This window comes from Xylanibacter rarus (genome assembly GCF_001275135.1).
GTDB lineage: Bacteria > Bacteroidota > Bacteroidia > Bacteroidales > Bacteroidaceae > Prevotella > Prevotella rara.
In genome coordinates this window covers 1-16,997 of sequence record NZ_LFQU01000029.1, presented here as the reverse complement: position 1 = coordinate 16,997, position 16,997 = coordinate 1, and the positions used below count along the sequence as shown (strand labels likewise).

At 48.5% G+C, this 16,997-nt stretch carries 8 protein-coding genes and 1 pseudogene; 5 read left to right on the top strand and 4 right to left on the bottom strand.

The window, feature by feature from the left end:
- Window positions 1–119: 119 nt before the first annotated feature.
- The 5 genes and pseudogenes from ACU52_RS12165 to ACU52_RS12145 all read left to right on the top strand — a co-directional run bounded on the left by ACU52_RS12165 (window position 120) and on the right by ACU52_RS12145 (window position 6,947).
- Window positions 120–1,655 carry a BACON domain-containing protein gene (locus ACU52_RS12165; protein ID WP_147630871.1) on the top strand — a complete coding sequence of 512 codons (1,536 nt, stop codon included), beginning with the start codon at window positions 120–122 and terminating at the stop codon, window positions 1,653–1,655.
- A gap of 546 nt (window positions 1,656–2,201) precedes the next feature.
- On the top strand, window positions 2,202–3,128 hold the full coding sequence (locus tag ACU52_RS12160; RefSeq protein WP_021855035.1) for a magnesium transporter CorA family protein: 927 nt from the start codon (window positions 2,202–2,204) through the stop codon (window positions 3,126–3,128).
- 160 nt (window positions 3,129–3,288) lie between these two features.
- Window positions 3,289–5,132, top strand: a pseudogene (locus ACU52_RS12155) (DUF349 domain-containing protein).
- A gap of 42 nt (window positions 5,133–5,174) precedes the next feature.
- Window positions 5,175–5,849, top strand: a complete 675-nt coding sequence (locus tag ACU52_RS12150; protein WP_021855037.1) for a tetratricopeptide repeat protein — start codon at window positions 5,175–5,177, stop codon at window positions 5,847–5,849.
- Between the two features lie 18 nt (window positions 5,850–5,867).
- Window positions 5,868–6,947, top strand: coding sequence for a nucleotidyltransferase domain-containing protein (locus tag ACU52_RS12145; RefSeq protein WP_053398974.1), 1,080 nt, complete (start codon window positions 5,868–5,870; stop codon window positions 6,945–6,947).
- A gap of 655 nt (window positions 6,948–7,602) precedes the next feature.
- On the opposite strand, the gene ACU52_RS12140 is transcribed toward ACU52_RS12145, so the two are convergent.
- The 4 genes from ACU52_RS12140 to ACU52_RS12125 all read right to left on the bottom strand — a co-directional run bounded on the left by ACU52_RS12140 (window position 7,603) and on the right by ACU52_RS12125 (window position 16,266).
- A complete protein-coding gene (locus tag ACU52_RS12140; protein ID WP_053398973.1) occupies window positions 7,603–9,207 on the bottom strand; it encodes a DUF5060 domain-containing protein in 1,605 nt (534 codons plus the stop codon).
- Between the two features lie 47 nt (window positions 9,208–9,254).
- Complete coding sequence (locus tag ACU52_RS12135; protein WP_316936655.1) at window positions 9,255–10,703, bottom strand: family 43 glycosylhydrolase; 1,449 nt, start codon at window positions 10,701–10,703, stop codon at window positions 9,255–9,257.
- A gap of 209 nt (window positions 10,704–10,912) precedes the next feature.
- On the bottom strand, window positions 10,913–12,925 hold the full coding sequence (locus tag ACU52_RS12130; RefSeq protein ID WP_239684923.1) for a RagB/SusD family nutrient uptake outer membrane protein: 2,013 nt from the start codon (window positions 12,923–12,925) through the stop codon (window positions 10,913–10,915).
- A 50-nt stretch (window positions 12,926–12,975) separates the two neighbouring features.
- Window positions 12,976–16,266 carry a SusC/RagA family TonB-linked outer membrane protein gene (locus ACU52_RS12125; protein WP_053398986.1) on the bottom strand — a complete coding sequence of 1,097 codons (3,291 nt, stop codon included), beginning with the start codon at window positions 16,264–16,266 and terminating at the stop codon, window positions 12,976–12,978.
- Window positions 16,267–16,997: the final 731 nt, after the last annotated feature.

Below are 16,997 nucleotides of genomic sequence, written 5' to 3'. Positions count from 1 at the left end.
AAAAAGAGCCACAACACCTATTGCACCTGTAAATAAAAAATCACGGAAAGCCGTGAAATGCAGGACACAAAGACTTTATATTTTCGCGACATGCAATCGTTAATAAAAAATATAAAGCAATGAAAAACTTTTATCAACTATCACTATGGTGCATCATGGCATGCACTCTTCCACTGACATTATCATGCAGCAGCGACGAAGAATTGTCACCCGGCCCTGACCCCGACCCAATTATTCCCGACAAAGGCATTGTCAGTCTGTCGGCAGAAGGCCAACAAGCCGACATAACCATACCCACGGCACAGCCATGGGAGGCAGAATCGTCGGCCGACTGGCTGCAGTTGTCGCAGATGGGAGGCAAAGGCGGCGAGAGCGTAAAGATTATAGCTGCACGCAACATCACCCGACAAGAGCGCATTGGCTACATACGCCTGAGCAACGCGGCCGGCACACGCGCCGCGGCAGACTCTATGCAGATTGTGGTGAAACAGCCGGCAGCAGAGAGCGAAACTACGGGAGTGGTGCTGACATCTGCCTGCTACCGCGACGGCAAAGTGTATGTAAAGATATACAACGGACGCTCGTCTGAAAGCAGCATGCAGCAGCTGGGGATAGTGAGCGGCAGCAGCTTCAGCTTCACTGATCCCGACGCCACCTATCCCGAAAAGGAACCTATCGTGTATATAAAGAAAGGTCAGGAATATGAGGCATGCCCTTATGTCATCCTGAATGCCGACGGCGAGGCCAAAGGCAAATTCTCTATTGCAGGCGAGGCATCTGTAAATACACTGCGCGTAAAGCAGAACACCGTCTACAAAGAACTTGGCGAGCTGAGCAACAGCGGCTCTGCCACCACTCACTTCACCGACGGCACCACTATATACATGGGCGGAGGCATAGTGGAAAAGACCAACCTGGGATATGAACAGACCGTGACAACCAACGAACTGCGCTCATACGACACGGCGACAGGCGCCGAAGAAACATACGCCGACATGCCCGTCAGCGGTCAGGGCGCATGCTGGAACGGCACACCCGTTATCATAGGCGACGGCGGAATATATTATCTCGCATCAGGAAAATGGAACCTTGCCGCCACGCATAACGGAGAAGTAAAGGCCGTCAACATAAGTGCCAACATCGTCTATGCCGTAACCGACACCCACATCTGCGCATACAGACTTGACAAAGACAGCAACGGCAACATAATAGCCACGGCAGACGGCAAAACAGCACACGGCACGACATTCGGCGAAAACACACGCGCCACATCTGACGGCAGGGGCAACACATGGCTGCTGGACGACAGCCGGCACACGGCATACATGATAGACGGCAACAAACTGACGGCGCAACGCTGTGCCCCAGCCGACTCGCTCGCCTCCGACTTCAGTTTCATCGGCGTTGCCGGCGGCTATATCTATGCCTTGAGCGACGGCTCAGTAGTGCGCTACGAGGCAGGCAGCAGCAACCCGCAACCGCTGAAGATGCTCGGCACATTCAGCTGGACAGGCGAAACGGAATGTGTAAACGGAGTATTGTATAACTTTGGCGGACTGACCAACTTCCGCGGCACGTACACCGCATCGAAGCAACTGAACCGCTTCTCGCCATCCGACTATGCGCCGATATCCGTCTCGATATTGCCCGAATAGACCGGCACTACACATACAGTCAACACAAAATGACAGCTCAGCCCCAATTGGTCATAAGTATTCGGCAGAATCAATGTTATCTATTGAGCCTATTATCGTCTGAATTTTAGCTGAAATGACGGCCAAACAAACAAAACATCAGACGGCAGGACGACAATATAAAAGAACAAGACAGAGAAAGCATCAGACTGCTAATAGGATTAATACACATGCTGCGGAATGACCGATTGTGGCCTCAAGGCTCTATACGCCGACAAAAAGGCTATAGAGCCTTGCTTTAATTTACATAAGCACAACTAACACGACAAAAACCGAACAAAGAAACGCAACAAGCCATTGTAACACAATTTAAATACAAAATTAAAATTCATTTCATTCATTTTTATTTTGAGATTAGCCCAACTTGCAGTATCTTTGCACCGCAAAACAGAAATTTTAATTTATTCATGGACGATTATTACGCGGAAAATATGAACTTGTAGGCGCGGAGGTTTGCTCATTGATGCTGACCGCCGTGCAGTCATAACCGTTTCGGAGGATTAGCAAATGAGAACATATTGGAACACAACCAAAGGCCTTAGGCAGATTGGCGAGTGGGAGCCTAACTGCTGGATACAAGTGACATGCCCGACGGAAGAAGACCAGCGTCTTCTTGAAAATGAATTTAAGATTCCCGATTATTTCCTTTCTGACATCAGCGATAATGATGAGCGTGCCCGTTATGAATACGATGACGGCTGGATGCTCATAATCCTGCGTATACCTTTTGTAAAGGAAATCAGATCGAGAACGCCCTACACCACCGTGCCGCTCGGCATAATACACAAGCGAGACGTAACCATCACGGTGTGCTTTCACGAAACAAACATGATGATAGACTTCGTGAGCTATCAGCAGAAGCGCGGCGAGGGCTTCACCGACTACGTCGACATGATTTTCCGCCTGTTCCTCTCTTCGGCCGTATGGTATCTGAAACGGCTGAAGCAGATAAACAGCCTGATAGAAAAATCAAAGCGCAACCTTGACAAGGAAGTGAACAACGAGTCGCTCATAGGCCTGTCAAGACTGCAAGACTCGCTGACCTACTTCATCACATCCATCCGCGGCAACGAGAACCTTCTGGCAAAGCTGAAGTTCAAGCTGCAGGTGGACGAACTCGACGCCGACCTGATTGAGGACGTAAACATCGAGATGAGCCAGGCGCGCGAAACCACAAACATATACTCTGACATTCTCGAATCTACCATGGACACATATTCGAGTATCATCAACAACAACATGAACACCGTGATACGTACGCTCACATCAGTGTCGATTATCCTGATGTTCCCCACGCTCATAGCCAGCCTGCTCGGAATGAACCTCATAAACGGCATGGAACAATGGAAATACGGCTTCGTGATAGCCATAATAGTATCCGTGCTCATTTCAGGCATATCATGGTGGATTTTCCGCCACAAAAGGCTCATTTAACCCAAGAAAAACGTTTTTTTCCAAATTTATTAGGTATTTACAATATTTTTAATTAAGTTTGCACACCTAAGGTTTTACCTGAAAATCAATTCATGAACGAATAAAAAGTTATATGATGGACTCTCAAGAAAAGACACTCAGCCAAGAGAACACTGAGAAAATGAATGTTGAACTAACCGATAACAACATGCAAGAAAACTGCGCTGCCAATGAAAACAACGCAGAAGTGACAACCGACACCACCGAAACAGGAGAATTTGTCTCAGAAAGTTCTGAAGCTGCCGCACTGAAAAAAGTATATAAAAGCAAAAGCGAAATAATAGAAAGGGTGAAAGAAATCGCACACAGCGACGAGCATCCTCAGAAAGGCGAAATAGATTACCTCAAAACAATCTTTTACAAACTTCACTTTGCCGAAAGAGAAGCTGACATGAAAGCATATCTTGAGGGAGGCGGCGACCCGGCAAACTACAAAGTGCTTCCTGACGAAGACGAAGAGGTGTTTAAGGCTGAGATGGGCGTAATAAAGGAAAAACGCGCCAAACTGTTCCTTGAGCAGGAAAAGAAAAGCAGGAAAACCTGAAGAAAAAGCTCGACATCATCGAGAAGATTAAAGCTATGGTTACTTCGCCCGAAGAAGCCAACAAATCATATCAGGACTTCAAGAAGCTGCAGCAGGAGTGGAAAGAAATCAAGCTCGTGCCGGCAGAAAAGGCGAATGAGCTGTGGCGCAACTATCAGCTCTACGTTGAGCAGTATTACGACCTGCTGAAACTAAACAGCGAGGCACGCGAATACGACTTCAAGAAGAATCTTGAAATAAAGACAAAGATATGCGAGGCTGCCGAAAAACTCGGCACAGAGGAAGACGTGATAAGCGCATTCCACCAGCTGCAGAAACTGCATCAGGAGTTCCGTGAGACCGGCCCTGTTGCAAAGGAACTGCGCGAGGAAGTGTGGGCACGCTTCAAGGCAGCATCTACTATAATTAACAAGCGCCATCAGCAGCACTTCGAATCGCTGCGCGCAAAAGAGGAAGACAACCTCACAAAGAAGACAGCGCTGTGCGAGAAAATTGAAGAAATAGCCAAGGAAGAAATAAAGACCGCAGGCGAATGGGAGAAGAAGACCAAGGACATCATCGCCATACAGGCTGAATGGAAGACCATAGGCTTCGCTCCGCAGAAGATGAACGTAAAGATCTTTGAGCGTTTCCGCGCTGCCTGCGACGACTTCTTCAGCAAGAAAGCTGAATTCTTCAAGAACATGAAACAGCAGTTTGCTGAGAATGCCGACAAGAAGAGAGCACTCATCGAGCAGGCAAAGGCCCTGCAGGACAGCACCGAATGGAAGTCGACAAGCGACAAGCTGATAGCCCTGCAGAAGGAATGGAAGACCATAGGAATGGTGCCTAAGAAACTTGGCGACAAGCTGTGGAACGAGTTCCTCACTGCATGCAACCACTTCTTTGAGGCACGCAACAGCGCCAACGCCGGCACACGCAACGAGGAGCGCACCAACCTCGAGAAGAAACGCGGCATAATAGAACAGCTGAAAGCACTGGCTGAGAATGCCGGAGACAACATACAGGACAAAGTGCGCGAGCTTATCGACGAATACAACGCTGTAGGCCACGTTCCGTTTAAGGAGAAAGACAAGCTCTACAAAGAGTATCACGACATACTGGACAAGCTTTACAAAGAGCTTAACATATCAACAGCACGCCGCCGTCTCGACAAGTTCAAGAACAACCTGAAGAACGTTGCAGAGAAGGGCGCTGACGCTCTCGACAACGAACGCGCACGCCTGATGCGCCGCTATGAGGCAATCAAGCAGGAAGTTCAGACCTACGAGAACAACCTCGGATTCCTTAACGCTTCGAGCAAGAAGGGCAACAGCCTCATCGACGAAATGAACAGAAAGGTTCAGAAGCTTAAGGACGACATGAACCTTGTACGCGAAAAGATTAAGGCCATCGACGCCGAGAACAAAGACGAAGACTGATTTTCGGCAAGACGGTCAGAACAATAAACATAGATAAGTAAATTGAAAATTAAAATTATCTGCATACTCACGCTATTGCTTGGCGTCACCGCCCTAAAGGCGCAGACGCAAAAGCAATGGCGTGATTCTTTATCTGTAATAAACAGCCAGCTTTATCTTCATCCCGACTCTACGGACCTGTTGCTGCAGAAAGCTGCCGTCAACCTTCAGCTGCTTGAATGGGAAGACGCAGCAGAGACATGCAACGCTATTCTGAAAAAGGATACGGTGAACCTTTCGGCACTTTACTTCAGAGCTTACGCCAACAACAACATGCGCAGGTATGAACTGGCAAGAAACGACTATGAGGACTTTCTGAGAATGTCACCTCGCAACATGCAGGCACGACTCGGACTGGCATACACATACATACAGCTGAAGCGCAACGCACAGGCCATGGACGAGTTCAACAATCTTGTTGAAATGTTCCCAGACAGCAGCATCGTCTATGCCGCAAGAGCAGAACTCGAGAAAGAGATGCGCTCATACGAAACGGCACTGTATGACTACAACGAGGCGCTTAAACGCGAGCCCGACAACCAAGACTACATCATTTCAAAGGCAGAAGTGCTCATCAGTATGGACAGGAAGAGAGAGGCAAAAGCCCTGCTCGACCAGCTCGTAAGAAGCGGAGTTGCACGCGGAGCGCTGAAGGATCTGTACGCTAAATGCAAATAACCCGTTTATTGCAGCACAATGACATCAAAGTTTTTTCAGCTTCTGCGGTTTTCTATTGACGAATCACAGCCGGCTCCCGAAGGCATAACTGCCGCCGACTGGCCGATACTGTTCCGCATGGCCAAGGAACAAAACCTTCAAGGCGTTATCTTCCATGGCATTAACCGCCTGCCCAAAGAATGTCTGCCCGAAAAGGAGATGACCATGAGATGGTTTGCCCTAAGCCGCCAGATAGCCAAACTCAACACAAAGGTAAACGTCAACGCAGCTAAAGTTTCTGAAACATTCAGACGCAAAGGACTCCGCACCTGCCTGCTTAAAGGACAGGGAAACGCCCTGCTCTACCCCGACCCGCACATGCGCACGCCGGGCGACATAGACATATGGGCAGAGGGAGGATACAAGAAGGTGATGAAGACCGTAGGCTATATGGCTCCGGGATGCAAGCGATGCTATCACCACACTGACTTTCCCGACTATGGCGGAACCACCGTTGAGCTGCACTACCGCCCTCAGTTTATGAACAATCTGATAAGCAACGCCAGACTGCAGGACTATTTCAGCAAGAACGCCGGCAAGCAGTTTGCAAACATTGTGCAGCTGCCCGACGGAGCCGGTAGCATAGCCGTGCCCACTGCAGCATTCAACCGCATATATCAGATGGCACACATCTCAAACCACTTTTTTCATGAGGGCATAGGTCTAAAGCAGCTCTTAGACTATTACTACGTGCTGCGCCAGGGATTCACGGCATCAGAACAGGAGGCAGACACACGCACGCTGAAGCGCTGCGGACTTTATAAGATGGCCACAGCGGTGATGTATGTGATGCAGAAGGTGTTCTGTCTCGACGACAAATATCTCATAGTCAAGGCAGACGAGCGGCTCGGCAGATTTCTGCTCAATGAGATTATGCTCTCGGGCAACTTCGGCTTCTACGACAAACGCATAGACAAATACCGCGGAAGTCAACTGAAAAAGAACATACAGAGACTTGTGCGCGACGCACGCTTCATGCTCATCTTCCCCGGCGAGAGCCTATGGGAGCCCGTCTTCAGGCTCTATCATTTCTTTTGGAGAATGGCTGCCAGATATTAGACAACGCCGCCGCGGATATGCACCACCAGCTGCACGGCACGCCAACACGTTAAGAACAAATCTTCGAAGTAAATGTAACATGATGCAAAAGGCATCATTCTGCACGCCGAAAGACCACATATTGAGATGCGAAAGGCGGTCTTTTACGCTATAATATGCCGCCTTTTACAACACACACAACTAAAAAGTTTTTTACAGTAACTCATCACTCGTCACATCACAATGTAGAAAACTGAATATCAGGCAATTACGCGGTGACGAGTTGATTTTCCAACTCGTCACGCCCTCATGACCGATTCCTGCGCGTGATGAGTTCAGACTGCAACTCATCACGCGGTATTCTTCTGAAAATCAGCCACATACGCACGAATGTGACGAGTGATGAGTTTTTGTTAAACCCAAATCTACCATTAGACCGCACATAGCCTTATCTATTTTGTGCATTCATGCTTTCAGCCCGTCTTTTTGTTTCTATTGTCGTCTTTTTGTTAGCTTTTTCTTGACATAGCCCGCTATGTCTACGATAAAAGCTAACAAAAATCCACTCAATATAAAGCAAAAATACAGACCGAATCATAATAACAGATTTGGGTTATAACAATTCTACAGACACAAGATATATACTGTACACCAACAGCAAATCACGCAACCGGCACTATTCTGCAGCCGTTATGCGCAGCATAAGATACGGAGCATCGGGAAGACGCACGCTGCCGTGTTTCTTGTCGTAGACACGGTCGCCAACGGGAGCAGTTGTTTCAAACACCTGCGGACATTCGGTTACGGTCATATTCCATGTGTCAATAATCTCAACCTTCATTCTTACGCCCTCCTTAAGACGCGGATACACACCGTTCTTAACAGGCAGTTCGAAAGTCCAGCGAGGCTTAATCTCCTTGCCGAGATATATTATGTAATAGTTTTCGCCGGCCGTAGAAGTATATGGGTCCCAGCTGCTGTCACTCAGCATCAGCGGATTAGGCATGGCGTCAAGGATGTCGCGCATAAAGCTTATACGCTTCCATGCCTCGCCCTGGAACGTTCCGCCAATGGCAAGGAAGTCGCGCGAATAGTCAGTAGGACTATCCATATAGCACTCGCCATGACCAACATAAGTGCCGGCCACAGTGCCCTGCCACATGCGGTAGAGCATCTCCTGCCCGCTCAGGCTGCCCCAGCGGTTGTCCATATTGCCCTCATAGCACACCTCATCGAATATCACGGGCTTCTTATATATATTCCTTACCGTGGCAGCACGGCCGAAGCCCTCCACCGGTGCCTGGTCCTGCACGCTGGCATGGGTGTACTCCGGTTCCCAATACTTATAGTATTTTGCCGTGTGGCTGTGTATAGAGCAGAGATGCGAATAAGGGTCGTGCTTCACTATCTCGCGCGTAAGCTCGTCCCACACCTCCGGCTGCCAGTGCCTGAAGAAATCATACTCATTGGCCAGCGACCACCATACATTGCGGAAAGAGCTGACACGTGCAGCCACATAGCGAAGATAGCGAAGATTGACATCCTGCGGCATACGGTCGAAGTTCCAGCGGCCGTCGTCGTAAGGATGAAACAATATCAGGTCGGCCTCAACACCTATTTCAGCAAGCATGTCGATACACTTCTCCACATTGTCAAAATAAGCAGGATTAAAGCGTGTGTAGTCCCACTCATATATGGGCCTACCAGACTTGTCCTTCTTTATACTCTTTATCTCAAAGGGGAAAAGTTCGGGCTCGGGATAGCCTGGATCAAAGTTCTGCACAAAGAGCAGCATCCTTATTTTGTTGAACCGAGCCTCGCAGAGCGACTTCACGGTGAGCTTCTGCATATCGGCAGACACATGCATCCAGTCGTATGCCGTGGTGCCGATGGGGTAATAGCGGGTGCCGTCGGCATACTTAAAGGCATACCGGCCGTCCACCACGACAGGACCATGATTGTCGGCAGAAGGACTTACACACTCGAAGCTGCCCTGCTGAGAGTCGAGAGCCTCCAGACTGCTATGCGTTACATAAGTCCACTTGCCGACAGTCTTCGGCATAAAGCGCACCTTGAACACACCGTTGCCGGCATAAAATCCGCTCACGGTCATCGTTGTGTCAGGTCCGCTGAATGTTGCCGTAAGCTCCACGTCAAAGGGATTGGCAGATGTCTTGGCCTTCATCGCCAGTTCAAATCTGCCCCAGCGCTCAACTGCAGCGGCCGACACAGAGCATGCCACGGCTGCAATCAACAATAAGATTAAACAAAAACGCTTCATAAAAAAGATATTATTCAGTAATTAAAATCATTAAACACACACGCCTTTCAGTCAGTCACGGTCAGCTTAAAATCAGTAACCTCAACCTCTCCGTCGCCACCGGCATATAGTCCCGGGCGAAGAGACAGAAATCCGTAAACCGTATTATGATGCACGCCCGACACCTCAAATCCCCACGGAAACTTATGCCATGTCTTGCCATCGGCGCTATACCATGCAGAGAGCACGTCATGGTCGCTGCGCATGCGCAGCCATAGCCGTCCGGTCCGGCATGCCTCGCTACACTTGGAGACAGCCCTGCTTACTTGTCCGCGGCGATAGCGCAGCAGGCCGTCACGGCTAAATCCGTAGCCAAAATGGAAGCGTTCGTCATAATAAGCCACCAATCCGGCCGATGCCCCATCGCCCTTCAGCGTCAGGCATGCCTCTATCTCATATTTATGGGCACTTGTGCGGGCCAATAGCGGTGAGCCTTCTGCCGGCGACTTGCCCTTAGACTTCATGACAATCTTGCCAGGCTTTATGTCAAAACGTTCTCTTATGTCGTTCTCACGGCATGTCTGCCATACAAAGTCGCCAATGCCCCACACCTTTTTCACAGCAGGCGAAGGCAAGGATATGTCGCCGTCCTTCAGCCTCAGCCACCCGTCCTTCAGCTCCAGTTCGCGCAGCAGGGTCTGACGCCCGAGCGTCTGAAATCCGTTCTCGTAGGCATGGAATATCATGAAGAGTCTGCCGTCGGGGGTGTCTACTACAGAACCATGCCCCTTGCTCCACCACCGCTCATCTCTCGACAGCGTGCGCAGCAACGGGTTAAACGGCGCATTCTCCCATGGACCAAACACGCTCTTGCTGCGTGCCTCCACAACCATGTGGCTGGTAGGCGGTCCTGCCGTGCCGCCTTCTGCGGCAAACATATAGTAATAGTCGCCCACCTTTTTTACGTTGAGTCCCTCCATCGAGAAACTTTCTATATCCCAGTCTTCTGGTATAGGCCAGCCCTTATACACGCTGACAGGCTTTCCGCTTATCTTACATCCGTCGGCCGTCAGCGGATACATGTCGCCCGAACTCATAAGCAGCCATCGCCTGCCGTCGCCGTCAACAACATGCTCCGGGTCAATACCGCCCACATTCAGGTCAACAGGCTCGCTCCATGGTCCTTCAGGACTGTCGGCCCATGTAACCATACTTGTCTTTCCATGGCTGCTCAGCGTCGGAAAGTAGATATAGAACCGCCCGTTGTGCACAACGATGTCGGGTGCCCACACATCTCCGGCAAAATGGTTGAGTGCCGTCGAACAGTAAGTCCAGTTGACCAGGTCGTACGATTTATACACCACAAGTCCGGGAGTGTACACAAATGAGGAGTGAACGAGATAATAGGCATCGCCGTGTCTCACAATCGAAGGGTCAGAGTTGTCGCCCTCAAGTATCCTTACCGTGTTACGGCTCTCGTCGGCAAAGCCGTCTGACGCACTGCTGCCGACAGGCATAAGCACGCCGGCAAGAGCAAGCAGCACACAAGCCATCATATTCTTTTTCATAATCATTCTATTGCATTTTAAATGTCCTGACAGTTCATCAGAAATAAACCTTGCAAAGCCAAGATCGTAAATACCTGGCTTAAACCGGTTGTCTGCCAAGAAAAGGGCCGGCAGACATAATCTCTCCGCCGGCCCACAAAACACATCAACTATTCATATTATTCCTGAGCAAGACCATAACCGTTGGTTATCTTACCCTTCGACTTGCTGAGCACCTCGAAAGGCATAGGCCAATAGTAACGTGGAGGAACGTTCCCGGCAGCCACTCCGGGCAGAAGGTTGCTGTTGCAATAATGATCAGCATACTTCACAATTGTTGCTCCCCAGTCGGTCTTCGTATATCCGTCGGCCTCGAGTGCCTTGGCTTCAGCGCCGTTCGGATCGATGTATTCGAAGAGTCCCTTTATAGCAAGGTTGTTGTCTGTGCCGACCACCTTGTCGGCCACGTCGGTTGTTCTGTAATCAAACTGTCCGCGCCATCCGGGATACAAAGCAGGATTTGACTTGTCGGCATCGTATGTCAGAGGCGAATCCAGATGCACCTTCTTCACCCAAATATAGTTTGATATAACGTTGCCGTTGCTGAACTCATGATATCCCTTTGTCTGAAGGTCGTTCACCATTTCAGTCATTTCGGCACGCACGGCAAGAGCTCTCTCGACAAATTTTCCTGAGCGTATAAGGTCCCAGCGGCGTGTGCCTTCGCCGAGCAGCTCGAGCTTGCGCTCCTGCATGATGGCCTCTTTGAGAGCCTCGCCCGAAGCAGATATGGCATGACTGTCGTCGCCGAACGCACGGCGGCGTATGTCGTTGACAATAGCCAGGGCCTCACCGTCCTTGCCAAGTTCTGCCTTAACCTCAGCCTGCATAAGCAGCAGGTCGGCCAAGCGGAGCACAGGCCAGTTGATGCCCGACATACGCTGTGATGTGGTGTACGGAGGATTCATTCTGTTTTCGTCCCACTTGTTGATGGCGATACCGCCGTCGAGCTTGTTTCCTGGAGTGAAGCGCAACATGGCCTCGTTGCCGTCGCCATTGCTGCCGGTAACAGTAACGCTTGCGTCACGGCGCTTGTCGCCTTCTTCAAACTCACCGTAATAGAATGTTGGGATAACTCGCAGAGCTGCAAACGACTTACACGGAGCTGCCTGGTTAGAACCGCCGTTAGACGGACGGCCGAAAGCATAAGGATATTCGCTCGAAGTGGTCTGGCCGCTCTGTCCGCCTTGAATGTTGCCTACCTCAAATATTGATTCAGGACTTATCTGCAGGTCGTGAGCATACTGGAAATGACGCTGGAACGGATTGTTGGCATATCCGCGGTCGTCAACAGTTACAAGAGTTGCCGTTCCACGGTTCTTTACAGCTTCATCAAGATAATACTCGGCAATTTTGTAATAGTCGAGATAATCGGTGCGGCGTGCATAAATACTCTTATACTCCTCCTTGCCCTTGGTTTCGAGCTGAACATCGCCATAGAGTCCGGGAACATCCGTGCGCACGGTCTGCCAACCTGCAGAATAAAGGGCTGCCATACCGCAAAGAGCCTCAGCAAATCCGCGAGAGAAGCGCTCTGCTGTTATGCTGCCTTCACCCAGCTTATACATCAGCGGAGCTGCTTCCTTTAGCATGCTTATCACGTTATCGTAAATATCAAAACGGGAATTAAGCTCATAATCAGTGGCGGCTGTATTCTCATATCCGTAAGGCACATCTCCATAATGCTTTACAAGTTCAAAATAGCAGAATGCCTTCATCGTAAGAGCTTCACCGTAGAGATGTGTCCAGTCGTTTACCTGCCCCTTCTCACGTGCATCTATAAATGCCTGCTTTGTGTCGAGAAGAGAGAGCAGTTCTGAAGTGCGGGCAATGATTGTGTACAGACCGTTAAATCCGCTGTTGCCGGCACCGATGCTCAACTGCTCCGGCTGAAGCCTTGCGTTAGAGTTGTTGAGAGATCCGCTCTCGGGATATGTCTCAGAGTCAGAACCTATCGGGTCGTTCCAGCGATAAGCTCCCATAATACAGTTCTGGCGATATTCGGCATAGCACCACGACAATACCTTAAATGTCTCCGTTGTAGAAGATGTCACAAATCCGCCGTCAGCATTCTCTGGCGATGAAGTGTCAAGATAATCACTGCACTGCACAAACGAAAGGCTCAGCGCCAAAGCTGATATATATATAGCTAGTTTTTTTCATGATTATTGTTTTTATTTTATCAGAATGTAAGATTTAAACCAACTACAAACGAGCGTGCACGAGGATATGTTCCCCAGTCAAGTCCCGTAGTAGGATATTTTGCGTTATTATGAGCTGTGTCTGCGCTCACCTCCGGGTCAAGACCTGAATAGCCGGTGAGGGTGAACAGGTTATATACTGTTCCATAGAAGCGGAGCTTGCTGATGCCAACCTTGCGCAACAGATTCTGCGGAAGAGAATAGCCTAAGGTCAGAGTGTTGAGGCGCAGATAAGAACCGTCTTCGATAGCAAGCGTTGATGTAGTTCCGTTTTCGCTGTAGCACAGAGGCAACGTTGAGTTTGCGTTGGCAGCATTAAGCTGCTCGGGAGTTGTAAGATGTACCAGCTGTCCGTCTACAATATCATATATTTTATAGCATCCGTTTACGAACGAGAGCTTGTTCTCATAAGCACCGCCTTCTTTTGCACAGTACATTGAAGCCACTTTGTTTACATTGTATATGTCGTTTCCGTAACTCCAGTTGAAGTACATTCCAAAGTCGAAATTCTTATATGTGGCGTTGATGTTGAAACCACCAGTATGAACAGGATTCATGTCGCCGATTACAACAACGTCGGCCTCATCAATAACGCCGCTGTTGTCTATGTCGCGGTATTTAGGCAGACCTGGATAAGCGTTCTGTCCTGCCGGACGGTCGATGCCGTGTACAGGGTTGATAAACGAGCCGAGGTCGGCAACACCCTCTTTAAGAACATACTGACCGTTGACATAGTTGAAGTCTTCGGGTGTGTAGAAGCCTTCATAGATGTATCCTCTGACAAGACCAACCGGACTGCCTTCCTGCAGGATATAATCGTTGCCAGGGAATGTGCTGCTTCCGCACCACTGCGAACTGTAAAGTCCTGTTACGTTCTCAGCAAGTTTGTCGACATTGCCCTTGTTGAAGTTGATGTTCATACCAGCAGTGATGTTCCAGTCTTTATCCTTATAGACAACTCCTGAGAGAGACAATTCTATACCCTTGTTGCTGGTCTGACCGATGTTGTCGTATGTAGCCGTAAATCCTGTTATTCCCGGCAGTGATGTCAGCATAAGGAGGTCTTTTGTCGTATTCCAGTACAGATCGAGAGAACCCCACAGACGGCTGTTGAAGAAACCGAAGTCGATACCGATGTTGCGTGTTATCGTTGTTTCCCACTTCAGGTCTTTGTTGGCCATCTCAGTAGACGACAGGTCATAAGAAGAGAAATATTTCTTTCCAAGATTATACTGCCATCTCAGGTCGGTTTCTGAAGTCCATGTCTGCAGCCACAAATCAGAGTTGATGCCGTCGTTACCAACACTACCGTAAGAGAAACGCAGCTTAAGATTGTCGAGCCACTCGCGTGTGCCTCTCATGAAAGGCTCTTCTGACAGACGCCAGCCGATAGCTGCTGCCGGGAAGTAGCCCCAACGGTGATCGGGAGAGAACTTAGAAGAGCCGTCGGCACGGAATGTCAGCGTGAACAGATAACGGTCCAAAAGCGTATAGTTTGCACGGCCGAAGAAAGACAGTATGCGCTCAGGCACTTCTACACTTGAGAAGAACTTGCTTGTTCCGGCAGCCTTGTCATATTGGTTTATCATGGCAAAAGCATTGTCCTTGCTGAAGTTTGACGGGAAGTGACTTGCGTCGATTTCTATTTCATCGCCTCCTGAATCAGTAACCTCATGACCGAGCAGGATGTTAAGTTTATGTTCCTGCGGCAAGAACTTGAAATCGTAGCTCATAGTGTTTGTCCAACGGAGTCCCCAGCTGCTGCCTTTTCTCCATTCCACATTACCGGCATAAAGTTTCTCGCCGGTAGCATCGTTCAGGTAGTTGTTGAATATTGCACCACCCCATATTTTGTCTTCTTCCCATTTCTTATTATAAGAAAGGTCTGTGTGATAAGTAAGACCTTCTATGATACGCCAGTTAAGAGACAATGTTCCGCGAAGACGCTGCTTTATATACAGAGGCTCATAGTCGCCGATGCGTGCAACAGGGCTGTAAGTATCCCACTGTGAGTTTCGGCCATACATCTCCATGTTGCCCTCGCGCAAGGCGTTCAGGTCACCAAGGATATTGCCTGTGGCGATAGGACGGAAGCGGTAAGATGATGACAGAAGCGAGCCAGAACCGTTAGTGGTCTTCTCGTCTCCCATGGTACGCTTATCCGAGTATCTTGCATCGAGATTGATGTCTACGTTCTTACCAAGTTTCTGATTTACCTTAAATGAGAAACTTGCACGGCGTGCGAAAGAGTTTATCTTCATTCCTTCCTCATCCATATAGCTTGCAGAGAACAGCACCTTGGTTTTGTCTGTTCCTCCAGTCAGCGTAAGGTCATGGTTGTGAGAGAACGAGCTGTTATATACGTCTTTCTGTATGTCATAATGAGAGACATTGCGATAGCTCTCTATTCCTCCGGCATTGTTTCCGGCATATTCGCCTATGCCATAAAGTTTCTCGAACGGAACTCTGTAGGCATCACCGCTTGCGGCAGCATTTGCCCATACGAACGACAGATAGTCGTAAGGATTAAGCGTTTCAAGATATTTTGTAGGAGTATTAAACTTTACATATCCGTTGTAAGACACAGACACCTTACCCTCCTTTGCACCTTTTGTGGTCACAAGGATAACGCCGTTAGCTCCGCGCGCACCATAGATGGCGGTAGAAGAGGCATCCTTCAACACGTCAATGCTCTCAACCTGATCTGACGGAATGTCGTCGAGCGACTTTACAGTAATACCGTCTACAAGAATAAGCGGATCGTTGCTTTGAGATATAGAACCGCCACCACGCACACGAATAGACACCGAAGCATCAGGACGTCCGTCCTGTGAAGTAATATTTACGCCCGGCAGTTTGCCCTGCATGGCCTGTGCAATGTTAGAAACCGGCATAGAAGCGATGGCGTCGCCTGTTACAGAAGCTACAGAACCTGTGAGGTCTCTGCGCTTGATGGTCTGGTAACCTATCACCACCACTTCATCGAGTGCCTCGTTCTCGGTCTGCATCTTCACGGTGTAGGCATTGCGCGAATCAACCTTCAACATGTAGTCTTCATAACCTATATAAGAGAAAACGAGAGTGGCATTCTCCGGCACGTCAAGTGTAAAGCGGCCTTCAAGATCAGTAGCATAACCTGACGACGTGCCTTGCACACGAACCGTCACTCCGATCATCGGCATGCCCATCTCATCAATCACTGTTCCGCTAATTTTTTTCTTGTTAACCGAGTTTTTGGTCTGCTCAATGACAGAATTACCGGCATTTGCCATAGGCGGAGATACAACGGCTCCACTAAGCATAAGAACAGACAACCCAGAGACCAGCAGCATGCGGTTACTGCTACGCCACCATTCATGCCTTTTGAAAAAAGCATCTTTTTGAATTGTTTTTTTCATTGCAGTTATTGTTTCTTAAGGTTAATAATTTATTTATAATAAAGATTATTCAAGCAGTTTATCCGTTAAAACGGATTTTTCATATAGATTTAAAGCTTGTTGCAAAAATAGCAAAGCCTTGCATAGGACTACATAAAAATATGTCTAAAAAACTTAAATTTATGACATGCTTATAAAAGTTAATTAATAAAATTCAAAACAAATAATTACACATTATTATAAATAGAGGCTATTTTATATCATTTATACATGCCAGCCGTAAAATATCAATAAACACAAGACAAATAGAACACCTCGCTACAGCTTGATATTTACACTAATTAACCCCATTAAGCATGGAAGTCAAAGCGAGCATACCATGCCAATGTTGCCGAGAAACAAAAAAGTGAAGAACTGACACCGGAAACATAAAATAGATATTTTCAGCAAGCAGCAATAAATTTTGCTTAGACATTCATATCTCCTGCGAGTCTGAACAGAAACTGAGACTGTAAATATTTAATGGTAATTTCAGAGCAACGGATTTTTTACTGCCGGCAACCAATATAACTTTAAAAGTGTGACCCGGAAAAATTTTCAGTGCCAATATTATCCGGCCACAAACT